Genomic DNA, 23014 nt, shown 5'->3' with positions numbered 1-23014 from the left:
CCGTGTCAGCTCGGGGGCGGATGCCTAGGGCTTTTTTGGCCAGGTGGGTACATCGCGGCGGGTGCCCGTGGGCAAGGCGGGTGCGGGCATATCGCCCCACTGGCCTTGGCCGGGCGAGGGGTCAGAGGGTGACGATGACGGCCCGTCATTCGGCGGGGGCGGCGCGCCTGCAGGCGCTTGCTGCTGACGTCGATGGCGCAAGGCGAACTCCGCCACCGCGTCGATATCGTCCTGCTCGATAGCGACGGCGCCACGCCACGCCGCATGGGCACGGGCGCCACGCAACCAGACCAGGTCGGCACGCAGGCCGTCGACCCCAGCGGCAAAGCAGCGCTCGGTGATGTGGGCCAACGCCTGGTCATCCAGGGCGATACTGTCTAGCCGTGCCCGCGCCAGGGTGCAGCGTTCGCGCAAGGCAGCTTGCGCTGGCGCCCACTGCGCGCAGAACGCCGCCGGGTCAGTGTCGAAATCCAGGCGACGCCGAATGATCTGCCCGCGCTCGGCGGGCAAGGTTTGTCCGCTCAAGGCCACGTTGAAACCGAAGCGGTCGAGCAACTGCGGGCGCAGCTCGCCCTCCTCCGGGTTCATGGTGCCGATCAACACAAAGCGCGCCGCATGGCGATGGGAAATCCCGTCGCGTTCGATCAGGTTGGTGCCGCTGGCGGCTACGTCCAGCAGCAGGTCCACCAAGTGGTCGGCCAGCAGGTTGACTTCATCCACGTACAACACCCCGCCGTCGGCCTTGGCCAACACGCCGGGGGAGAATTGCGCGCGGCCTTCGCCCAGCGCGGCATCCAGGTCCAGGGTGCCGACCAGGCGCTCTTCGGTTGCGCCCAGGGGCAAAGTGACAAACTGCCCGCTGGCCAGCAGGTCTGCCAGCCCGCGGGCCAGAGTCGACTTGGCCATGCCCCGTGGCCCTTCGATCAGCACGCCGCCGATCTTCGGGTCGATGGCCGCCAGGCACAGCGCGAGCTTCAAGTCATCGGCGCCGACCACGGCGGACAGCGGAAAATGGGGAGTATCAGTCATAGTCAACTCTTAATAGCTCGTTCCAACGCTCCCGCGTGGGAACGCTTCGCTGGACGCTCGGCGTCCGTTCTTGTGACGCAGAGCGTCACGGGCTGCATTCCCACGCGGAGCGTGGGAACGATCACTCAGCTGTCTTCTTCTATGTCCAGCAACAGGTTTTCCAAGGCTTCGCGGTACGCCCCCGGTGCCTGCCACAAGCCACGTTGCTGGGCTTCGAGCATGCGCTCGGTCATGTCGCGCAGGGCATCTGGGTTGTGCTGTTGCACAAAGGCACGGGTATCAGGGTCCAGCAGGTAGGCATCGGCGAGCAAGGCGTATTGGTGATCGTCAATCAGCGCGGTGGTAGCGTCGAAGGCGAACAGGTTGTCCACGGTCGCGGCCATTTCAAACGCGCCTTTATAGCCATGGCGCTTCACGCCTTCGATCCACTTGGGGTTGGCCGCACGGGAACGGATCACCCGGTTGAGCTCTTCTTTCAAGGTGCGGATTTTCGGCACGTCCGGCTGGCTGTGGTCGCCATGGTAGCTGGCGGCCTTTTCGCCGCTCAGGGTTTCCACGGCGGCCAGCATGCCGCCCTGGAATTGGTAGTAGTCGTTGGAGTCGAGCAAGTCGTGCTCGCGATTGTCCTGGTTCTGCAACACCGCCTGCACCTGGCTCAACCGCTGGGCAAATTGCTCGCGGGCCGCAGTGCCTTCGTCAGCCCCCCCGTAAGCGTAGCCACCCCAGTTCAGGTAGACCTCGGCCAAGTCCTCGCGGCTCTGCCACAAGCGCCCGTCAATCGCGCCCTGCACGCCCGCGCCATAGGCACCCGGTTTGGCGCCGAAAATGCGCCAGCCGGCTTGCTTGGCCGCGGCACCTTCATCCAGGCCCGCCTCAAGCAATGCTTGGCGTTCACTGCGCACTTTGGCGGCCAGCGGGTTCATGTCGTCGGGTTCATCCAGGGCCGCCACCGCCTGCACCGCCGCATCGAACAGGCGGATTAGGTTGGCAAACGCATCGCGGAAGAACCCGGACACGCGCAGGGTCACGTCCACGCGCGGACGGTCCAATAAGCTGATCGGCAGGATCTCGAAATCGTCCACCCGCTGGCTGCCGGTGGCCCATACCGGGCGCACGCCCATCAGCGCCATGGCTTGGGCGATATCGTCCCCGCCAGTGCGCATGGTGGCAGTGCCCCATACCGACAGGCCGAGCTGACGCAGGTGGTCACCGTGGTCTTGCAGGTGCCGCTCAAGAATCAGGTTGGCCGACTGGAATCCGAGACGCCAGGCCGTGGTGGTTGGCAGGTTGCGTACGTCCACGGTAAAGAAGTTACGCCCCGTAGGCAGCACATCCAGCCGACCGCGACTCGGCGCACCGCTGGGCCCCGCCGGGACAAAACGCCCACTCAAGGCATCGAGCAAGCCACGCATCTCTGCGGGGCCGCAGGCATCCAGGCGTGGCGCGACGACGATGCGCAGGCCTTCGATCACCGCCTTCACCTCCTGCCAGCCGGGCTCTTCCAACTGTTCGATGGGGCCTTCCAGTGCCTGCTCGATCAAGCGCGCCGCGTACAACTCCAGACGTTCACGGGTATCCCCGGCCGTACGCCACAGCTGATCGTCAATCTTCTGCAACACCAACGGGCGCCGCCCCGTCCAGGGCTCGGCCAGTGCGCAATCGAGCGGATCAAACCCCAGGTCGAATGCCTTGGCCAACACTCGCAGCAGGCTCGACTGCGGGCCCCGGCCATCGCCACGGGGAATGCGCAACAGCGCCAGCAAGGTGTCGATACGCAAGCGGCCCTCGGGCGACTCGCCAAAGATATGCAGGCCATCGCGGATCTGCGATTCCTTCAAGTCGCACAGGTAGGTATCCAGGCGCGGCAGCCACACCGCCGCGTCCGCCTCACTGCCCAGTTCAAGCTCCTGGTCGATACGGGTTTCGCGCACCAGTTTGAGGATGTCTTTTTGCAGCTCCAGCGCACGGCGCGGGTCAAGCAATTGCGCCTCGTAATATTCGTCGGCCAATAACTCAAGGTCACGCAGCGGGCCGTAGGTTTCGGCGCGGGTCAGCGGTGGCATCAGGTGGTCGATGATCACCGCCTGGGTGCGCCGCTTGGCCTGGGCGCCCTCACCCGGGTCGTTGACGATAAACGGGTAGATATTCGGCAGCGGCCCCAGCAATGCATCCGGCCAGCAGTGCTCCGACAGGCCCACGCCTTTGCCGGGCAGCCACTCCAGGTTGCCGTGCTTGCCCACATGGATCACGCCGTGGGCGCCGTAGGTATGGCGTAGCCAGAAATAGAACGCCAGGTAGCCATGGGGCGGCACCAGGTCCGGGTCGTGGTACACCGCGCTGGCATCTACCTGGTAACCCCGGGCCGGCTGGATGCCGACAAAGGTCAGGCCCAGGCGCAGGCCGGCGACCATCAAGCGGCCATCGCGGCACATCGGATCGTTTTGCGGCGCGCCCCAACGCTCCAGCACGGCCTGGCGATTGGAGGCCGGCAAACGATCAAACATCGCCTGGTATTCCACAACGCTCAGGCTTTGATGGCAGGGGCGCAGGTCGAGGCTGTCGAGATCGTTGGTGACGCCGCCGAGCAGTTCATGGATCAGCGCGGTGCCGCTGTCGGGCAGCCGCTCCGCCACCGGGTAGCCCTCGGCTTGCAAGGCGCGCAGGATATTCAGCGCTGCCGCCGGGGTGTCCAAGCCTACGCCGTTGCCGATGCGACCGTCGCGGGTCGGGTAGTTGGCGAGGATCAACGCAATCCGTTTCTCGGCATTGGGCACCCGCGCCAACTCGACCCAGCGGCGTGCCAGCTCAGCGACAAAATCCATGCGTTCGGGCGCTGCGCGGTAGCACACCACGTCCGACTGGCTGCGCTCGCTGCGCCAGGCCAGGTCCTTGAAACTGATCGGCCGGCTGATGATGCGCCCGTCCAACTCCGGCAAGGCAATGTGCATCGCCAGGTCACGGGGCCCGAGGCCTTGTTCGCTGGCCTGCCAGCCGGGCTGGTTGTCCTGGGCGCAGATCGCCTGGATCACCGGGATATTACGGCGAAACGGGCGCAAATGCGGCGCTTCCGGGCTCGATTGGGCAAAGCCGGTGGTGTTCAGAATTACCGCGGCTTGCACGTCATCCAACAGGTCCTCGACCACCGTGAGGCAGCCGGGTTCTTTCAAACTGGCCACCGCGACAGGCAAGGGGTTGAGGCCCGCCGCCTGTAAGCGCTGGCAGAACACATCAATAAAACCGGTATTGGCCGCCTGTAAATGGGAGCGGTAGAACAGCACCGCAGCCACCGGCCAATCAGCGTGCCAATCATTGAGGCGGGCATTGGCGTTGTGCGGGTGATAGATCGCCGTGCGCGGCAGCGCTTGCGGCTCGGCCCAGGCATAGTCGCGTCCCAGGTGGGCACTGGCCAGGCAGTGGTAAAAATCCAGGGCATTGCCCAGGCCACCTTGGCGCAGGAAGTGCCACAGGCGCTCGCGGTGTTCGGCCGCAACGGTGCTCAGGCCGCTGAGTTCCGGGTCTGGACGGTCGTCACCCGGCACCAGGATCAGGGTGACGCCGCGTTCGGCCAACTCCACCAGGCGCTCGATGCCGTAGCGCCAGTACCCGATGCCGCCGTGCAATGACAGCAGGATGACCTTGGCGTGGCGCAATACCTCGTCGACGTACAGGTCGACCGAGGCATGGTTCTGCACCTGCATCGGGTTGGCCAGGCGCAGGCTGGGGTAATCCTCGGGCAATTGCTGGGCGGCTTCGGCGAGCAGCGCCAGGCTGGAATCGCCGCTGCACAGGATCACCAGTTCAGCGGGGGTCTGGCCAAGGTCGGCTATATTGTCGTCCGCGACGAAACCACCGGGTTGGGTCCTGAGCAGGTGCATGGTTAAACGCTGAGGGCAGCGCGCAATTGCGCTTCGAGGCCGGCGGCGTCCAGTTCCTGGCCGATCAGCACCAGGCGCGTGGTGCGTGCTTCGTCAGCGCCCCAGGCACGGTCGAAGTGCTTGTCAAAGCGCGTGCCCACGCCCTGGACCAGCAGGCGCATCGGTTTGTTGGGGATCGCGGCAAACCCTTTCACCCGCAGGATGCCGTGCTGCACCACCAATTGGGTCAGGGCGTCGAGCAGCAGCGCCTCATCGGCTTGGGGCAAGTCGATGGAGATGGAGTCAAAGGCATCGTGATCGTGGTCGTCTTCACCTTCGTGGTGATGGTCGTGATGGCTGTGACGCCCGTCGATATGTTCCTCGGAACCGGCGCCCAGGCCGATCAGCACGTCCAGGGGCAGGCGACCGCTGCTGGCTTCGATGATCTTCACCGCGGCCGGCAGTTCTTCGGCGACCTCCAGGCGCACGCGGGCCAGGTCTTCGGCGCTGATCAGGTCGCTTTTGTTGAGGATCACCAGGTCGGCGCTGGCCAGTTGGTCGGCGAACAACTCATGCAACGGCGACTCGTGGTCCAGGTTCGGGTCAAGTTTGCGCTGGGCGTCGACCTGGTCCGGGAAGGCGGCAAAGGTACCGGCGGCCACGGCCGGGCTGTCGACCACGGTGATCACCGCGTCAACGGTGCAGGCGCTGCGGATTTCCGGCCACTGGAAGGCTTGCACCAACGGCTTGGGCAGGGCCAGGCCCGAGGTTTCGATGAGGATATGGTCCAGGTCACCGCGACGGGCGACCAATTCGCGCATCACCGGAAAGAACTCTTCCTGCACCGTGCAGCACAGGCAACCGTTGGCCAGCTCGTAGACGCGGCCATTGGCTTCTTCTTCGGTGCAACCGATAGAACACTGCTTGAGGATTTCACCGTCGATGCCCAGCTCGCCGAACTCGTTGACGATCACCGCAATGCGACGGCCCTGGGCGTTGTCGAGCATATGGCGCAACAGCGTGGTTTTGCCCGAGCCAAGGAAGCCGGTAACGATGGTGACGGGAAGTTTGGCCAGTGTTTTCATCGGATGCCCTTTGGGGCGGGCATACGGGACGACAGGCCCTGCGGCGGCGCGCAGCAGCGGATTTCGTCACCGGATCACCCCGCCCGGTTGAATTGGAAAATCAGTGGCGAGGCAGGTCTCCTGGCTTGGGGTGTGCAGGTCTTGCGACCAACGCTGACTGCGCCTTCCCGCCCTATCGGCAGTGGCGTGGCAGTCAACTGAACCCTTCACAGTTGCGGGGGCAGCCGCGGCTTGAACCGCGTTCCCTTCTTAGCTTCGGCCTGGGCCGAAGAACCTCGAGGGTGCAAGGCTACGCAGTGCACGGCAGGCGGTCAATGCTCAAGCACCTACCGGCAAGTCGGTCCAGGCAGCGGCCAACTAGGCGTAGCGCTGCCTGCCAGGATTGGCGGTGATGATGTCGGGCACATTGATCGGGCCGTAAGCCTTGAGGAAAAAATCAAATCGGCCATTCCCTGTGAGGTCGATGGCCAGCCTAGACAGGTTAGTCGTACGGTTGTAATCCAGAATCGCTTCACCTGGTTTGCCCGTCAGCCGCCTGACGAACCTCAGGGCATCAACCCCCGCGTTGCCCAGCAGGTTCGACAGATCGATTCTGTCCACACCCGTGACAAAATCCATAATCTGATCGGGATATTCCGGCGTGGAGTCGCTGGCATTGTCGTAAGCGAAGGTGTCAGCGCCCCCCGCACCTCGGAGTCGATCCGCACCCGCCCCACCTTTAAGCACGTTGTTTGCTTGGTTACCAATGATCGAGTCATGCCCGGAGCCGCCGATTGCATTCTCCAGCGTAACCCCCTTGGCAATGGAAACATTCCCCACCAGGCCGCCAACATCCGAAAAGGACTCCGCCCGCAAATTGATAGTCTGGTTTTGGTGATACTTGGAAAAGTCCAACGTATCGACACCACCACCGTCCCATACACAAAACAAGGCCGTATCGTGACGCGAGTTCAACTCCAGATAGTCTCGTCCCGCATTGGAGTTGAAGCCATAGGTGGTATCTGAATTGCGCGTCGTGTTATTGGCACCATAAACCCGCTGCGCAGCGGCGATATCATCCATCATCGGCGCCGACGGTAACTTTCCATTGAAGTGTTTACCCGCTTCAGGTGCATCGAAGTAGCTCATCACGCTGTAAGCCCGCGTATCCTGAGCATATAAGGCGTGATCGCGGTAATTGGGATTACCAAAATTATAGGTGCCTGGGTGTAACAGGCCCAGGTTGTGCCCAATTTCATGGGTCAGGGTCATTCGCCCATGGTTGTGCAAGGCTGGATTAGTATTGGTGCCAAATCGGGGATTGATCAGCACTTTACCTTCCTGGCCCGGATACTGGCCGAAGGCGACCTCGTAGTCCGTGCTATTGGAGAACGCTAGAAGCCCCTCGGGGCGACGACTGCCTTCCTGGAATGAAACATTCGCGACATCCTCCCACGATTGCATCGAGCGCCGGGCCTGCTCTTTCTGGGTCGCATTGAACGCCGTGTGCCCTCTTGCGTGCTTGTTGAATGAATAGGAGATCTGCGTGATGCCGTCGCGATTGGCGTCAAACCAACGATGGCCGGTTCGAGTGATTTGACGCGCGGCCTGATCAACCGTGAAAGAGGGTTTATCAACGTTCGATTCAGAGGGGTCGTTGGGCCTGAGGGTCGCATCGGCCACCGCTGATTGCTGATCGCCAGCAAGCGGCGCATGAAAACTTTGCAGCGTATTGGAAAGTCGCATAAAGCCCACCGTTAATTTCAATGTTGCGCGGGGAGATAAACCGGGTTTCCTTCTGAGTTATCGAAAAAAGCGCAGGCGTTCCCAAACACTTCATACATCGCGTGTCTGCCTATTGCGTCTGCAAATACTTCATCGCCGTGTACTTCGTAGGTGTCCTCATCCAATTGACGCTGACCTGCACACCATGCTCTCCTACACACCTTGTTTCGGGTGCCCTTCACAGGGTGAAACGGGAAACCGGTGCGTCAAATCCAATGACAAGTCCGGTGCTGCCCCCGCAACGGTAAGCGAGCGAAGCGTCATGGCCACTGTGCTTGTGCATGGGAAGGCGATGCTTTCAGGAGGACTCTTTCCAGAGCCGCCCCTCGCAAGCCCGGAGACCGGCCCGAAAACTTCAGATAACAAACCCGCGGTGGGCGGGCGCTGTTCGAACCCTGCGTGCCTGGCGCGTGGGGTTTTCATGCGCTCGTTTCACCCTGACACCTGAAAGGGACGCGCCATGTCGATCATCAGCAGCACTTCGCACACCGCCACTAGCACCGCCACCCTCAGCCAACGCCTGACCGCCGCCATCGGTGCGTCGATCCTTGGCGCGTGCCTGGTGTATTTCGCCGGGTTCTCGCATATCGAGGCAGTGCACAACGCCGCCCACGATACCCGCCACAGCGCCGCGTTCCCGTGCCATTGAGAGCTGCCGACATGATCAAGCGTATTGCGCAAACCGCAGGTTTCACTGGGCTATTGGCTGCCTTGCTGCTGACCCTGCTGCAAAGTTTCTGGGTGGCACCGCTGATTCTGCAGGCGGAAAGCTTTGAAAAAGCCCCGCCAGCCTCCGAAATGGTGCATGAGCACGCCGCTGGCGCTGCAGCCCACAGCCACGATGCCCAAGCCTGGGAGCCGGAAGATGGCTGGCAGCGGGTGTTGTCCACCACTGGAGGCAACCTGGTGGTGGCCGTAGGCTTTGCACTGATGCTCGCCGGCCTCTACACGCTGCGTGCGCCGACCCGCACCGCGCAAGGCCTGCTCTGGGGCCTGGCCGGCTACGCGACCTTTGTACTGGCACCCACCCTGGGCCTGCCACCGGAACTGCCGGGCACTGCGGCGGCGGACCTGACACTGCGCCAGACCTGGTGGATCGGCACCGCAGCCTCCACCGCCGCCGGCCTGGCGCTGATCGTGTTCGGCCGCAACTGGCTGTTGAAAGGCCTTGGGCTGGCGATTCTTGCCGTGCCCCACGTCATCGGCGCGCCGCAACCTGAGGTACATTCGATGCTGGCCCCGGAGGCGCTCGAAGCGCAGTTCAAGATCGCCTCGCAATTGACCAACGTCGCTTTCTGGCTGGCCTTGGGCCTGATCAGCGCCTGGTTGTTCCGCCGCAACCGCGACGACCAATACTCGGCATGATCCTGGTTGTCGGCTTGGGCTGCCAGCGGGGCTGTGAGGTTCACAGCCTGCTGGCGTTGCTCGACAGCGCCCTGGTCGAGGCCGGCATTGATCGCTCACGCGTGACCGCGCTGGCAAGCATTGACCACAAACGCGATGAACCTGGGCTGCTGGCACTGGCCCAGCGATTGAACCTGCCCTTGCAGTGCTTCAGCGCCGAGCACCTGGCGGGCTATGAACATCGGCTGAGCCATCGCTCAGCGCTGGCTTTTGCCCACACCGGCTGTTACGGCGTGGCCGAAAGCGCCGCCCTGGCCCTGGCCGAACAGCTGTCCGACAGCCCTGCCCGCCTGCTGATCACCCGTCAAAAAAGCGCGCAGGCCACCTTTGCGTTAGCCTGCGCGGGTTAAAAACCCGATAATTTCCGCTCTTGAGCATGAGCCGTGTTCATGCTCGCCCGTTTTTCAACAGGATTTCTCCATGACCGTCTACTTTATCGGCGCCGGCCCCGGTGACCCGGAATTGATCACCGTCAAGGGCCAGCGGCTGATCCGCAGTTGCCCGGTGATCATCTACGCCGGCTCGCTGGTGCCCGCCGCCGTGCTGGAAGGTCATCAGGCGCTCCAGGTGGTCAACAGCGCCGAACTGCACCTGGAGCAGATCATCGAGCTGATCAAGACGGCCCATGCCCAAGGCCAGGACGTGGCGCGGGTGCACTCCGGTGATCCCAGCCTGTATGGGGCGATTGGTGAACAAATACGCCATTTGCGTGAGCTGGGCATCCCTTTCCAGATCATTCCAGGGGTCACGGCGGTCGCCGCGTGCGCGGCCCTGCTGGAGACCGAACTGACCCTGCCGGACATCGCCCAAAGCGTGATCCTGACCCGTTACGCCGATAAAACCAGCATGCCCCCCGGTGAAGACTTCGACAGCCTGGCGCGGCATGGCACCACGATGGCGATTCATCTGGGGGTCAATCATCTGGAGAAAATCGTTGCCGAGCTGCTGCCGCACTATGGCGCAGACTGCCCGATTGCCGTGGTACACCGTGCCACCTGGCCGGATCAGGAGTGGGTGGTGGGCACGCTGAGTGACATTGCCGAGAAAGTCGCGGCCAAGGGGTTTCGGCGAACAGCGTTGATTGTGGTGGGCCGGGTGTTGTCCAGTGACAGTTTCAGCGAGTCGTCGCTGTACCGCGCAGGGCATGCGCACCTCTATCGCCCCTGAAGCCAGCTCCCACACTTGATCTGCTTTATCAGATATATTTTGCAACTCTATGAATTTAAATAATAAAAAACGGCGCTCACGGGCGCCGTTTTTTTGTTCGCAGTGAACACCTTACTCAGTAGTAGGCGTTTTCTTTCTGCGTGTGGTCAGTCACGTCACGTACACCCTTGAGTTCAGGAATACGTTCCAGCAGCGTGCGCTCGATGCCCTCACGCAAGGTCACGTCCGCCTGGCCGCAGCCCTGGCAGCCGCCGCCGAACTTCAGTACGGCGATACCGTCATCCACCACGTCGATCAGGCTCACCTGGCCGCCATGGCTGGCCAGCCCCGGGTTGATCTCGGTTTGCAGGTAGTAGTTGATACGCTCATTGACCGGGCTGTCGGCGTTGACGTTCGGCACCTTGGCGTTGGGGGCCTTGATGGTCAACTGGCCGCCCATACGGTCGGTGGCGTAGTCGACCACGGCGTCGTCCAGGAAGGCTTCGCTGAAGGCATCGATGTACGCGGTGAAGCTTTTGAGCCCCAGGGCGGTGTCTTCAGGCTTCTCTTCGCCGGGCTTGCAGTAGGCAATGCAAGTCTCGGCATACTGGGTGCCGGGCTGGGTGATAAAGACGCGGATGCCGATACCCGGGGTGTTCTGCTTGGACAGCAGGTCAGCCAGGTAATCGTGGGCGGCGTCGGTAATGGTTATGGCAGTCATGGAAACTCCTCACAGGCTTGCCCGCAGTTTACGCCAAATTATTACGCAGGTACAAAGTCCGAGTATTTTTGTCGGGAAAGACCTGTTCCTGTTGGCCTGACGCATCGTGACACCTGGCCATTTCTGCGAAAACCTGTGCCTACCTATATAGCCCTCCCCGCAAACCCCGGCTCAATAGAGTGAATCCTCTTCGACTACGGATTGTGAGGATTGAATGAATAACGCATTGCAGAGCTTCTATTTCAAGGGCTTGCCGGAACAGCAAGTGCATTTGGACCATCTGATTGATTTTGTGACGACACAAGGCTCGCTGACGGCATCCGCCGCCGAGGTGTACTACTGCCCCCCGCACAACAGCGAACTGCATCGCGAGTGCAAGGAAGCCTTTCGAGTCTTGGCAAAGCTGGAAGCCGATGAAGACTTTCAGCGCTTCCTGCGGGAAAAGCCCGAACCGGATGATTCCATTATCGGCCGGGACTTCCTTTACGACCTGCTCTCCACCCTGTTCAGCAGCACGCGCTCACCGATACCCGACCCTGCCGAAACGTTCAGCATTGCCGACCATTCGGTCATCCTGCGCCATATGCCCACCTATTGGTACATCGACGCCGACGTGTTGCTGGATATCAACCGGCGTGTGGGTAACGGCCTCAAAAGCGACGGTTCGGTGCGGTTTGATCTGGTGCTCAAGTATTACTCGATCATCCCGGCACAGCCCAAAACCCGCGAGCAGTGGAAAGCGGTTCTCGCTGTCTTGCAGGAACATCACACCCTGAAAAAACTCGGACACGAAGGCAACCTCAGCGATTTGCAGCACTTGCTGGATGCGCCTGCCGACCAGAAAATCAAGGAGATTATCCGCCAGATCGAAACACAAACCCGTCAATCGCTGTTCCGTCATGTATTGCCCGAAACATTCACCGCCTCACAACAGGACATGCTCACCACCACCCCCACCGTGCTGCTCGATCAATTGCTCAATAGCCCCGATAACCTGGCACTGGGCGAACGGATTGCCAAGGCCTTGGACTGGTATGGCAGCCAGAAGGACGAAATCTGCCCAGACCCGGTACGGGTGAAATTACTGTGGCGCGCGTTGTGGCTGACGATCATTCCCAGCACCGACTCGCTGATCGACAACGAATTGAAACTATTCATCGCGCCTGGCGCGTCTTATTCGTCGGTCCGCCAATCCTTGATCAGCCGCTATGAACATAGCTTGTCGATCAGCGCTGACGCGGCACAATTGGCGGTGTGCGTCCTCAAGGCCAATGTTGCCAGCGAAGTCTGGGTGGCCGATATTCCCGATGACCTCCCCTACGCTGCCACCAGTACCTGGGTCAATTTCAGAAGCGGCTTTCTGCTGGCCGAAACGATTGCACCGGGTTCATCGCGCCACATGAGTTTCGAACAATTGCTCAACCTGGCGGCGGAACACTTTCGCGCCAGCGGCGATGACATTAAACAACAGGCACTGGTCGCAGCGGCCAAGTTGGGCCCCACCGTGCAATGGGCACAGGCCAACGGCCTGATCGCCAGCCGATCGTCGGGCCACTCACGGGATGAGCTCACCCAGGCCGTCACCGCCCTGGAGCAGCATGAATATGAGATGTTCAACGCAATTCAGAACCTCAAACTCAAACTGCCCAGCCGTTGGCGCTTTGTCTCGGACATGGAGTACGACAAAGCCTTTCGCGACGCCCTTGAGATGCCGAGAAACGCCTACAAGACCTTAATCCAGTCACTGCTTGCGCACCTGGGCAATGCGACCCTGGATGTGGATCAGGACGAGATCACCGTGTATTCATTAAGAGAAGCCCTGGACAAGGTGCCCATCGAATATGAAACCAAAGCCAAGACCGATGCCGTTCGTTACCGGACAGGTTTTATCCTACGCATCGCCAAGCCCCGCTCGCCCCTCCATGCCATCTACATCGAGGTATTCCCCTTCGCCGGCCTGCTGCGTCGACGCAAAGACCTGCAAAGCCTACCGCTAAACGGCAAAGTGGTAGAGCTACGCGACGCCATGAGCTGGGACAAGTACAGGCTGGCCACCGAAGTACCGTTTGATCGAGAGGCTTACCGCGAGAACAAAGCGCCCAGACCAGGCAAAAAAGCTGAGTTGATCGTTGAACAAGTCGGCGAGACACTGCCTGGCATCGACGCAGGGCCGCGCATCCCATCGTTCGCGCCCAACACGCTGTATGCGCCGCGCAGTGAAACCCTGGCAAGCATGATTGCCCGCGAGCTGTTTTTCTGCGATGAGCAAGCCCTCCTGGAAAAAACCCGCAAAGACACGCGGGAGGTAGACATTCCCGCTGAGGTACTCGAAGACTTGGCGTTCTGGGGCAAGATTTTTATCCCGTTTTGGGGCGGTATCGACGACATCGCCTCCGGTGATCCCCAGCGCATCAAGTCAGGCGTCGCCGGCCTGTTCATTGACATCGTAGCTTTCGCGTTGCCGGTAGGGCGGTATGTGGCCGGCTCCACCCGCCTGCTCATCCACGCAGGCAAGACCGGGCTGCGCCTGGCGCTGCCTAAGCTCGCGAAACTGACCGGGAAGCTGGTAATTGCCACGCTCCACGAACTCAACCCCCTGGCCGCCCTGCCCAGCCTGCTCAGGCTCGCGCGCTTTGGTTTGCTCAAGCTGGGACATAAATTGATGCGCCAGGCAAAACGGGGTATTGCCCAGCTGCGCGATGGGACGATCGCCGCAAGGCACATACGCTCGGTTGACCCTGACAGCTGGAAGCCGCTGCAGGCGGGCGATCAACTGTTTACCGTGGACGGCTTCGCCAATGTCCCGATGCGCAACGTCGGCAGCCTCGAGGCGCCGGATTATCGCTTGATCGATACCGCCTCCAATAAAGCCTTCGGGCCGCGCTTTAGAGAGCCGATCACGGTCATCAGCAACAGCAGCCCGTTGATTCGTCAGTACGCGGTTGACCCGGAGTTGATCAGAGGCCTCAAGCCCGACGCACGCGGTATCTTCTCCCGAGCGGACTACAACCAGAAGTTCATCTGTAATGTTGATGACAAGGGCAAAATCGCGGTGTACCAGGTCCGCGACAATTCCTATGGGTTCATTCAGGAGGCCGCCGCGGGCGCCGACACCAGCTTTTCTATCGTACTGGTCAATCCGAGGAGCAATCGCGATTTGTCGATCACGCTGTCGTCGGTGGAGCCTGGTCATTGGTATTCAGGCCCGATCAAGCTCGCGGGCGGCGCGCCGGATGCGCCAAGCGTGGTAACGCCCTCAGTGCTGTTGAAATGGACCGAGGCCAGTGAAGACGCCCTGAAAAAAACCATGGACAACTTCGTCAGCACTTACAACCTGGACCCCAGCGCCTTTCGGCAGTTCGTCAACAGCCGCAACACCCTGACACCCCGAGGGCGAAAGATGCTGGACCGTGCAGGGACCGCCCGCACCTGCGTCACTTACGAGCATATGGAGCACTGGAGCAAGGCGTCCCAGCGCGAGCGCAACAGCCTCACCCTTGAAGGCTTCGCCGCCGACCATAACCTGGACCCGGTGGCCTTTGCCGAGCATGTAAACATTGATGGCACCTATCGAGCGGCAGGCAAAGTACTCGCCAAATACGCCAGAGGTGAACAATTCGACGACCTGAAACCCGAACACCTGCAAGAGTGGAACAAGCACTACAACGCCACCAACTCAAGGGTGTCCATGCACGCATTTGTCGAGCAGAACAACCTCAACCCGGTTATCTGGAGTGACTACGTCAATGACAATGGCAGCATGACCCGCGCCGGTAGAGAAAGGTGGCTGTTCGGACAACGAAGCCCGGTGGACGAGCCCGTGGCCAGGAAGCGGCCTGCGCCCCCCACGGCAGGTAGCTCAAAACGTCCGCGGCTGGACGATGACGCCACACCCACGCGGCGCCGATCCACTTCAATCACGGCGTCTTTTGATCATAAAATCAACAATAATGCGCCAATTCTGCAAGACCCCAACGACGTCAGGCGCAGCTTGACCCTTGAACTTGAAGGTCCGTTGCAAAAAATAGAGATCACCGACGCCAACCAGTTTTTTGACGAGTTCACCGGCCTGCAATACGTCGAAGTCAAAGAGGCTGCAACCAAGAGTATCCGTGAATGGATCGCCAAGGAAGGCAATCATCATCGCCGGCTTGATCGCCTTTTGGAGGTCAAGAAACTGCAGGAGGGCCCAGAGCGTGGCCTGTCGGTCGTAGCCAGAACCGATATAAAACGCTTCGATGTCCTTGGGCCGTATACCGGCAAGCTGCACTTGGATCAAGCCTCGATCAATACCGAGATACTGGAAAAAGGTGAAGCGGCCGTCGGCACGTATTTATTCCAGACCCACACTCATGGCGCGACTATCAGCGGCCACGGTAACAGCAACACGCTAAGCCTGATCAATGCGGTCAAGGTGCCCAATCTGCCCGACGTTGGCATCGAAAATGTCGGCGCCGTGTATGTAGGCAAATACATGGTGTTCATAGTCGCTTGGCGGGATATCCCTGCCGGGACCGAGTTGCTGATGGACTATGGTAAAGCCTACTGGAAGTACGTGAGGCCCTGAGCCGCCAAACGGCGGTCCTAATGCTTTTGCCTGATGGGTAACGCATCATCAATGCCAAACCAATGTTTGAGCCTGCGATGCGTAGCCTTCTCCAACACCTGGTAACTGGCCCATGCGCCCAGCGCAATGACAGCGATGCACACCGGTATCATTGCGTAGGGGTCTATTGCCCTGTGCTCGATGGCCCAGCGCCCAGCGCATAGCACCAGTACGTGAAGCAGATACACCGAGTAGGAGCAGTCTCCCAGCAGTTTTATCAAGCGCGAACCATGGAAGTAAGGCTCCAGCGCCACACAACTGATCACCAGCACGGCGCTGGGCACTCCCCATTCCAACGCGCGCGGGGCATCCACGCCATGGTAGATCGCCGCCAATGCCGCGACGACGCCCAGCAACGCCAGCCACGGCCTGGACCGGCACAGACCGCGGCGGTAGAGCATGCCGATCGCCACGCCCATGAGAAACTCCAGGACAATGTCATTACGGTAAAACCCGTCGGCCAAGTCAAAGGCGGGGCCAATGACGTAGCACAGCAGATACAACAGCGCCGCCACCACCCACAGCCGACAGGCTTCACGCACCAGCAGCGCAACAGCGAACAGGCAGTAGAACAGCATCTCGAAATTCAACGTCCAGCCCACATCCAGCAGTGGATACACGCCGTAGCCCGCCGGGTTTTGCGCGGGGATAAAGAGCATCGACAGGAGCACATGACCCAGTTCTAGCTGAACGTCTGGAAACATCCAGGGCATGGCCGTGACCAGCACAGCCAAAAGCACGGTATAGAACCAGTACGCCGGAGCAATCCTGGCCACGCGCATCAGCATGAAGCGCCAGGGTGTCAGCGCTTTATCGGCGCTCGCGAGGAAAATCACCAAGCCGCTGATGACGAAGAATACGTCCACCCCGGCGCCGCCCTTTTCGACCAACAGGTCCTCCAAGGCGTTGTGGGCCTCGAAGTTGAAAAACAGCTGCATGACGTGGTGACCCACCACTACCCATGCAGCCAACGCGCGCAACAACTGCACTGAAATCAGCATCGGCATACCCTTTCCAATATGTAGGTAAATATCCGACTGCTTCAGCCCCGCATGCAGAAATGACCGGATCAATGCACTTCGTTATAGGTTCTCATAGCGGTTCATGTCCAATACGCCCTCTTCCACCGGCGTGGTTTCGTGAATGTACCGCGACAAGTCATGGAAGTACTGCCAGAACAGCGGGTGACTGCGACGCACACCCCAGCGGTCGACGATTTTCTCGAAGCTCTTGGCGTCCTTGGCCTGCTCCATCTGCGCGACAAACTCAGGCACTTGCCGGGCCGGGATATTGAACATGAAGTTCGGGTAGCTGCTGAGCACGCCTGGGTAGATCGTCACCGTGTCCAGCCCCGGCTGATAGCGATACGCCTCTCCCAGCAGGAACGCCACGTTACTGTGGGCACGGTTGCGCAGCAGGCTGTAGACCTCGCGCTTGCCGCTGGCGGTTTCGATGCGCAGCATGGTGGCTTCGGGCAATTGCTCGATCACCTTGAGCCCTGCCGCCGGCCGCGAGGTCAGGCGGCTCAGGGCTTGCTCGGCATCCTGCAAGGCCGGGTCAATGCCGTCGCGGGAGCAGAACGCGCCGCTGCAGCGGTTGATCGGGTCGGGGCTGGCGTTCAAATGGCCGTAGCGGGTCAGCAACTGGTTGGCGAAGTCACGCTTGGGGTCCTTCTCGCTCAGGTGCAAACCACTGGCCTTGTCATCGTCAATCGCTTCGTAGTCCAGCCACAGCTTGAGCTTGCCGCTGTTCTGGTACCAATCGTCCATGAAGTCTTCACGGGTGTCGGCGGGCATCAGGCGCAGGAAGTTCTGCTCGGCGCCGTTGCGGATCAGGTCGAAATACAGGCGGGTCTGGGCCTGGTGCGAGACGTTGCCGAACACATCGAAATTCACCGCCAGCTGGTAATAGGTGCGTTCCAGCAGTGGGTAGTCGAACAGCCACATCGTCTGCGGAACCTCGCCAATCAGGCCCTTGGTCACCGAGGCGCTGTCGAAATGGCGGAAAATGCTCAACAAGGCGTTGTCATTGCCCGCCCACAATGTCGACCAGCTCGGCGCCGGCAGGTCTGCATAGTTGTCACGGCGCAAGGCTTCGTATTGGTTGCGCTTGTCACGATAGGCCAGCCACAGGCTCAGCACACTGCCCACGTCGTCATTCTGCCCGGGCATGGCCAGCAACGGCGTGGCCTGGCCGCGATAACGCGCATCGGTGATGTACAGATCGTGGTCGGGGTCCTGGAACAGCGTCCAGAAGTTATCGCGGATCACGTCCGTGGCGATCTGCCCACGGCACACCGGCCCGCGAATGAAGGTACGCACGAAGTACTCAGCGTTTTCGAGCATGAATTGGTAGCGCGCTTTAGCCGGGATGGCTTCGAATGTCGCGAACGGATTGGCCCGGCTGCCGGGGCCATAGCCTGGCAAGGCCGTGACCTGCCAGTCGCCGGCGTAGAACAACGCCTTGATCCGCGCCATCTTCGCCGCGCTGAAGGGGTAAGTGATGTGAGTTTTATGCACGATCACACCCTGCACCGGCCACAGGCGGTAGTACACCTGGGTGCCTGGGTCGTCGTTGGGGCGACGTGTGGCGATCAAGTCAATCGGCTGGCCACTGGGCGTACGCGAACGCACCCACTGGAAGTAATGCCCCGGCTCGCCGTTCTCGAAATAGATATGCGCCAGGAACAAATGCTCGAACAGCCAGCGCGCCACCAGGCTATCCCGGGCGCCCGGCTGGTTGAACAGGTTTTCCCACTGTTGCACTTGCAACGCTTCCCTGGCACTCGGCGCCAGGCCCTGCTCGTCAATCGGCGCGCCGGAGGCCAGCCAGCGTTGCAAAGTCTGGTATTGCTGATCGGTCAGGCCGGTGACCGCCAGCGGCATACCTTCCTTGGGGTGAGCGCCGGCATAGGCACCGAACTCGCCGGGCGTTGCGCACATATTTTCGCGGTTGAGCCCCAGCACAATGTTGTCGGGCAGCTTGGCATTGGGCGCCAGCGGCGCGTTGTGCCCCAGCTCCAGCATGCGCGCCATCAGCGCAGCCTGGCTGCCCTGGGCGTCCAGCACCGAATAGAAGCCCTTTTGCTGCCACGCCTGCTTCCCGAATGCGTCATAAAACAACCGCGTAGTTGGCGTGGCCTGGCTGCGCTCGCCGTCATACACCGGCATTTTGCTTGCCCCGCGTGCGGCGCCCTCGGCGCTCCCCAAGTTGAGCTGGCAGGCGGAGTCGTAGCAGGCGTGGCAGGCCACGCATTTCTCGGTGAAGATCGGTTGGATATCGCGGGTGTAGGAGATCGCCGAAGCGGGACCCTCTGCCTGCGCAGTACTGGCTATCAAGGCCAGGACGGCGCTGACGATCAAACGAAGTGACATGTATCGGGTCCCGATTCAAGGCGTGCGGTCTGTGAAATGGCGGTGATTCTACCGGGCCATGACCGCCAGCAACATGAGCGATATTCATGCACAACCCGGACATGCTCCAAATCGGCACAGGTTTGCTATGATTCACGCCCTCCGTAATGCCTGACCAGAGTAGTCCCATGCCCGATCGTAGCGCTCGCCTGCAAGCCCTTCACCAAGCCCTCAAGGAACGCATCCTGATCCTTGATGGTGGCATGGGCACGATGATCCAGAGCTATAAACTCGAGGAGCAGGACTACCGTGGCAAACGCTTCGCCGATTGGCCAAACGACGTCAAGGGCAACAACGACCTGCTGGTGCTGACCCGCCCGGACGTGATCGGCGGCATTGAAAAAGCCTACCTGGACGCCGGCGCCGACATCCTTGAAACCAACACCTTCAACGCCACGCGAATCTCCATGGCCGATTACGGCATGGAAGAACTGGCCTATGAACTGAACGTGGAAGGCGCACGCCTGGCGCGCAAGGTGGCCGACGCCAAAACCCACGAGAACCCGGCCAAGCCGCGTTTTGTCGCCGGTGTACTGGGCCCGACCAGCCGCACCTGCTCGCTGTCGCCAGACGTCAACAACCCCGGCTACCGCAACGTGACCTTCGATGAGCTGGTGGAAAACTACACCGAAGCCACCAAGGGCCTGATCGAAGGCGGCGCCGACCTGATCCTGATCGAAACCATCTTCGACACCCTTAACGCCAAGGCCGCGATCTTCGCCGTGCAAGGGGTGTTCGAGGAACTGGGCGTGGAACTGCCGATCATGATCTCCGGCACCATCACCGACGCCTCCGGCCGAACCCTGTCGGGCCAGACCACCGAAGCGTTCTGGAACTCCGTGGCACACGCCAAGCCGATCTCGGTCGGTTTGAACTGCGCCCTCGGCGCCAGCGAGCTGCGCCCCTACCTGGAGGAGTTGTCGAACAAGGCCAACACCCACGTTTCGGCGCACCCTAATGCTGGCCTACCCAACGAATTCGGCGAGTACGACGAACTGCCGTCAGAAACCGCCAAGGTCATCGAAGAATTCGCCCAAAGCGGCTTCCTGAACATCGTCGGCGGTTGCTGCGGCACCACGCCGGGGCATATCGAAGCCATCGCCAAGGCCGTGGCCGGTTACGCGCCGCGCCCGATCCCGGACATTCCCAAGGCCTGCCGCCTATCAGGCCTGGAGCCGTTCACCATTGATCGCCGTTCGCTGTTCGTCAACGTCGGCGAACGTACCAACATCACAGGCTCAGCCAAGTTCGCCCGCCTGATCCGCGAAGACAACTACACCGAAGCCCTGGAAGTCGCCCTGCAGCAGGTGGAAGCCGGCGCCCAGGTGATCGACATTAACATGGACGAGGGCATGCTGGATTCGAAGAAGGCCATGGTGACCTTCCTCAATCTGATCGCCGGTGAGCCAGACATCTCCCGCGTACCGATCATGATCGACTCTTCCAAGTGGGAAGTGATCGAAGCCGGGCTCAAGTGCATCCAGGGCAAGGGCATCGTCAACTCCATCAGCATGAAGGAAGGCGTAGAGCAGTTCATTCACCACGCCAAGCTGTGCAAGCGCTACGGCGCGGCGGTGGTGGTGATGGCGTTCGACGAAGCCGGCCAGGCTGACACCGAAGCGCGCAAGAAAGAAATCTGCAAACGCTCCTACGACATCCTGGTCAATGATGTCGGTTTCCCGCCGGAAGACATCATCTTCGACCCGAACATCTTCGCGGTCGCCACCGGTATCGAAGAGCACAACAACTATGCCGTCGATTTCATCAACGCCTGTGCCTATATCCGTGATGAGTTGCCCTACGCGCTGACCTCCGGTGGCGTGTCCAACGTGTCGTTCTCGTTCCGGGGCAACAACCCGGTTCGCGAAGCGATCCACTCGGTGTTCCTGCTGCATGCGATCCGTGCGGGCCTGACCATGGGTATCGTCAACGCCGGCCAGTTGGAGATCTACGACCAGATCCCCGCCGAGCTGCGTGACGCCGTCGAAGACGTGGTACTCAACCGTACGCCGGACGGCACCGACGCCCTGCTGGCGATTGCCGACAAGTACAAGGGCGACGGCAGCGTCAAGGAAGCCGAGACCGAGGAATGGCGTGGCTGGGAGGTCAACAAACGTCTGGAACACGCGCTGGTCAAGGGCATCACCACGCACATTGTCGAAGACACCGAAGAGTCGCGCCTGTCGTTTGCGCGCCCGATCGAAGTGATCGAAGGTCCGCTGATGTCCGGCATGAACATCGTCGGCGACCTGTTCGGCGCCGGTAAGATGTTCCTGCCCCAAGTGGTGAAATCCGCCCGGGTGATGAAGCAGGCGGTGGCCCACTTGATCCCGTTCATCGAGCTGGAAAAAGGCGACAAGCCTGAAGCCAAGGGCAAGATCCTGATGGCCACGGTCAAGGGCGACGTGCATGACATCGGCAAGAACATTGTCGGCGTGGTGCTGGGTTGCAACGGCTATGACATCGTCGACCTGGGGGTGATGGTACCGGCGGAGAAGATCCTGCAGGTGGCCAAGGAGCAGAAGTGCGACATCATCGGTCTATCCGGCCTGATCACCCCGTCTCTGGATGAAATGGTGCATGTGGCCCGCGAGATGCAGCGCCAGGATTTCCACCTGCCGCTGATGATCGGGGGCGCCACCACCTCCAAGGCGCACACGGCGGTGAAGATCGAGCCCAAGTACAGCAACGACGCGGTGATCTACGTCACCGACGCCTCCCGCGCCGTGGGCGTGGCCACCCAGTTGCTGTCCAAGGAGTTGAAGGCCGGCTTCGTCGAAAAGACCCGTCTGGAATACATCGACGTACGTGAGCGCACCTCCAACCGTAGTGCACGCACCGAGCGCCTGAGCTACCCGGCGGCCATCGCCAAGAAGCCGCAGTTCGACTGGAGCAGCTACACCCCGGTCAAACCGACCTTTACCGGCGCCAGGGTGCTGGACAATATCGACCTCAACGTCCTCGCCGAATACATCGACTGGACGCCGTTCTTCATCTCCTGGGACCTGGCCGGCAAGTTCCCGCGCATCCTCACCGATGAAGTGGTGGGTGAAGCGGCAACCGCGCTGTATGCCGATGCCCAGGAAATGCTCAAGAAGTTGATCGACGAAAAACTCATCAGCGCCCGTGCGGTGTTCGGTTTCTGGCCGACCAACCAGGTGCAGGACGATGATCTGGAAGTCTACGGTGACGACGGCCAGCCCATCGCCAAACTGCATCACTTGCGCCAGCAAATCATCAAGACCGACGGCAAGCCGAACTTTTCCCTGGCCGACTTCGTCGCGCCCAAGGACAGCGGCGTGACCGACTATATCGGTGGTTTCATCACCACCGCCGGCATCGGTGCCGAAGAAGTGGCCAAGGCTTACCAGGACGCCGGCGATGACTACAACTCGATCATGGTCAAGGCCCTCGCCGACCGTCTCGCCGAAGCCTGCGCCGAATGGCTGCACCAGCAAGTGCGTAAAGAGCACTGGGGTTATGCCAAGGACGAGCAACTGGACAACGAAGCACTGATCAAGGAGCAGTACAGCGGCATACGCCCTGCCCCCGGCTACCCGGCGTGCCCGGACCACACAGAAAAGGCCCAGCTGTTTCAACTACTGGACCCAGAGGCGCGTGAAATGCACGCCGGGCGCAGCGGCGTATTCCTGACCGAGCACTACGCGATGTTCCCGGCGGCGGCGGTCAGTGGCTGGTACTTTGCCCACCCACAGGCGCAGTATTTTGCGGTGGGCAAAGTCGACAAGGATCAGGTGACCAGCTACACCGCACGCAAAGGCCAGGACCTGAGCGTCACAGAGCGCTGGCTGGCGCCGAACCTGGGTTACGACAACTGAAGGCCTGCCCGGCTCGTTACCGCCGTGTCGACGGCCCCGGTTGCGGCGATGCCGGACCGGGCCGTGGCGCTACGGTGACAGTTGCCTGTAATGCCTGCACCTCCTTAACAATTGTCGGGACAGCCCCAGCAAACGCTGGCCCTTGATCAGCCG

Annotated in this window: 13 protein-coding genes and 2 riboswitches; of the genes, 6 read left to right on the top strand and 7 right to left on the bottom strand. The window is 61.1% G+C overall.

Features of this window, described 5'->3' with window-relative positions; genetic code table 11:
* Positions 1-24 precede the first annotated feature (24 nt).
* The 4 genes from AB9N64_RS02075 to AB9N64_RS02060 all read right to left on the bottom strand — a co-directional run bounded on the left by AB9N64_RS02075 (position 25) and on the right by AB9N64_RS02060 (position 7693).
* Positions 25-1029, bottom strand: coding sequence for an ATP-binding protein (locus AB9N64_RS02075; RefSeq protein ID WP_019820244.1), 1005 nt, complete (start codon positions 1027-1029; stop codon positions 25-27).
* Between the two features lie 125 nt (positions 1030-1154).
* Positions 1155-4904 (bottom strand): cobaltochelatase subunit CobN, encoded by a 3750-nt coding sequence (gene cobN / locus AB9N64_RS02070; protein ID WP_371359928.1) that lies wholly within the window; start codon positions 4902-4904, stop codon positions 1155-1157.
* Positions 4905-4906: 2 nt separating this feature from the next.
* A complete protein-coding gene (gene cobW / locus AB9N64_RS02065; protein ID WP_371359927.1) occupies positions 4907-5968 on the bottom strand; it encodes a cobalamin biosynthesis protein CobW in 1062 nt (353 codons plus the stop codon).
* Positions 5969-6060: 92 nt separating this feature from the next.
* Positions 6061-6261, bottom strand: a riboswitch (cobalamin riboswitch).
* Positions 6262-6325: 64 nt separating this feature from the next.
* The gene (locus tag AB9N64_RS02060; RefSeq protein ID WP_003190737.1) at positions 6326-7693 is read right to left on the bottom strand and encodes a M10 family metallopeptidase C-terminal domain-containing protein; all 1368 of its coding nucleotides are present in this window, start codon (positions 7691-7693) and stop codon (positions 6326-6328) included.
* 191 nt (positions 7694-7884) lie between these two features.
* Positions 7885-8097, top strand: a riboswitch (cobalamin riboswitch).
* A 95-nt stretch (positions 8098-8192) separates the two neighbouring features.
* Here AB9N64_RS02060 and AB9N64_RS02055 point away from each other — a divergent pair.
* From AB9N64_RS02055 to cobM, 4 genes are all read left to right on the top strand, one after another.
* Positions 8193-8381 (top strand): CbtB-domain containing protein, encoded by a 189-nt coding sequence (locus AB9N64_RS02055; protein ID WP_003190735.1) that lies wholly within the window; start codon positions 8193-8195, stop codon positions 8379-8381.
* A gap of 11 nt (positions 8382-8392) precedes the next feature.
* The gene (locus tag AB9N64_RS02050) at positions 8393-9097 is read left to right on the top strand and encodes a CbtA family protein (protein ID WP_019820249.1); all 705 of its coding nucleotides are present in this window, start codon (positions 8393-8395) and stop codon (positions 9095-9097) included.
* On the top strand, positions 9094-9486 hold the full coding sequence (locus AB9N64_RS02045) for a cobalamin biosynthesis protein (RefSeq protein ID WP_020301553.1): 393 nt from the start codon (positions 9094-9096) through the stop codon (positions 9484-9486). Before AB9N64_RS02050 ends, AB9N64_RS02045 begins: the two co-directional genes overlap by 4 nt.
* Before the next feature lie 70 nt (positions 9487-9556).
* A complete protein-coding gene (cobM, locus tag AB9N64_RS02040; protein ID WP_288855946.1) occupies positions 9557-10303 on the top strand; it encodes a precorrin-4 C(11)-methyltransferase in 747 nt (248 codons plus the stop codon).
* A gap of 115 nt (positions 10304-10418) precedes the next feature.
* Here the strand turns inward: cobM and nfuA are convergent, their stop codons facing one another.
* Complete coding sequence (gene nfuA / locus AB9N64_RS02035; protein ID WP_003190728.1) at positions 10419-11003, bottom strand: Fe-S biogenesis protein NfuA; 585 nt, start codon at positions 11001-11003, stop codon at positions 10419-10421.
* A gap of 214 nt (positions 11004-11217) precedes the next feature.
* Here nfuA and AB9N64_RS02030 point away from each other — a divergent pair, with 214 nt between their 5' ends.
* Positions 11218-15570, top strand: coding sequence for an SET domain-containing protein (locus AB9N64_RS02030; protein ID WP_060767532.1), 4353 nt, complete (start codon positions 11218-11220; stop codon positions 15568-15570).
* 17 nt (positions 15571-15587) lie between these two features.
* Here the strand turns inward: AB9N64_RS02030 and AB9N64_RS02025 are convergent, their stop codons facing one another.
* Together AB9N64_RS02025 and AB9N64_RS02020 are read right to left on the bottom strand one after the other, a co-directional pair.
* A complete protein-coding gene (locus AB9N64_RS02025; RefSeq protein WP_019820255.1) occupies positions 15588-16610 on the bottom strand; it encodes an acyltransferase in 1023 nt (340 codons plus the stop codon).
* Positions 16611-16691: 81 nt separating this feature from the next.
* The gene (locus AB9N64_RS02020; RefSeq protein WP_371359926.1) at positions 16692-18983 is read right to left on the bottom strand and encodes a fatty acid cis/trans isomerase; all 2292 of its coding nucleotides are present in this window, start codon (positions 18981-18983) and stop codon (positions 16692-16694) included.
* A gap of 167 nt (positions 18984-19150) precedes the next feature.
* On the opposite strand from AB9N64_RS02020, the gene metH reads away from it, so the two are divergent.
* Positions 19151-22861 (top strand): methionine synthase, encoded by a 3711-nt coding sequence (metH, locus tag AB9N64_RS02015; RefSeq protein WP_371359925.1) that lies wholly within the window; start codon positions 19151-19153, stop codon positions 22859-22861.
* The last annotated feature ends 153 nt before the right edge of the window (positions 22862-23014 follow it).

Origin of the sequence: Pseudomonas sp. KT_2_4 (assembly GCF_041410225.1) — a bacterium.
Lineage (GTDB): Bacteria > Pseudomonadota > Gammaproteobacteria > Pseudomonadales > Pseudomonadaceae > Aquipseudomonas > Aquipseudomonas paracarnis.
Note: the sequence above shows the minus strand (reverse complement) of the source record. Positions and strands in the feature narration are given on the sequence as shown.

Bases quoted from the DNA above. Each gene is read 5' to 3' on its own strand.
- AB9N64_RS02045 (WP_020301553.1), top strand. From the start codon at position 9,094: ATGATCCTGGTTGTCGGCTTGGGCTGCCAGCGGGGCTGTGAGGTTCAC.
- cobN (WP_371359928.1), bottom strand. From the start codon at position 4,904: ATGCACCTGCTCAGGACCCAACCCGGTGGTTTCGTCGCGGACGACAAT.
- cobW (WP_371359927.1), bottom strand. From the start codon at position 5,968: ATGAAAACACTGGCCAAACTTCCCGTCACCATCGTTACCGGCTTCCTT.
- AB9N64_RS02020 (WP_371359926.1), bottom strand. From the start codon at position 18,983: ATGTCACTTCGTTTGATCGTCAGCGCCGTCCTGGCCTTGATAGCCAGT.
- AB9N64_RS02050 (WP_019820249.1), top strand. From the start codon at position 8,393: ATGATCAAGCGTATTGCGCAAACCGCAGGTTTCACTGGGCTATTGGCT.
- AB9N64_RS02075 (WP_019820244.1), bottom strand. From the start codon at position 1,029: ATGACTGATACTCCCCATTTTCCGCTGTCCGCCGTGGTCGGCGCCGAT.
- AB9N64_RS02060 (WP_003190737.1), bottom strand. From the start codon at position 7,693: ATGCGACTTTCCAATACGCTGCAAAGTTTTCATGCGCCGCTTGCTGGC.
- AB9N64_RS02030 (WP_060767532.1), top strand. From the start codon at position 11,218: ATGAATAACGCATTGCAGAGCTTCTATTTCAAGGGCTTGCCGGAACAG.
- nfuA (WP_003190728.1), bottom strand. From the start codon at position 11,003: ATGACTGCCATAACCATTACCGACGCCGCCCACGATTACCTGGCTGAC.
- metH (WP_371359925.1), top strand. From the start codon at position 19,151: ATGCCCGATCGTAGCGCTCGCCTGCAAGCCCTTCACCAAGCCCTCAAG.
- AB9N64_RS02025 (WP_019820255.1), bottom strand. From the start codon at position 16,610: ATGCTGATTTCAGTGCAGTTGTTGCGCGCGTTGGCTGCATGGGTAGTG.
- AB9N64_RS02055 (WP_003190735.1), top strand. From the start codon at position 8,193: ATGTCGATCATCAGCAGCACTTCGCACACCGCCACTAGCACCGCCACC.
- cobM (WP_288855946.1), top strand. From the start codon at position 9,557: ATGACCGTCTACTTTATCGGCGCCGGCCCCGGTGACCCGGAATTGATC.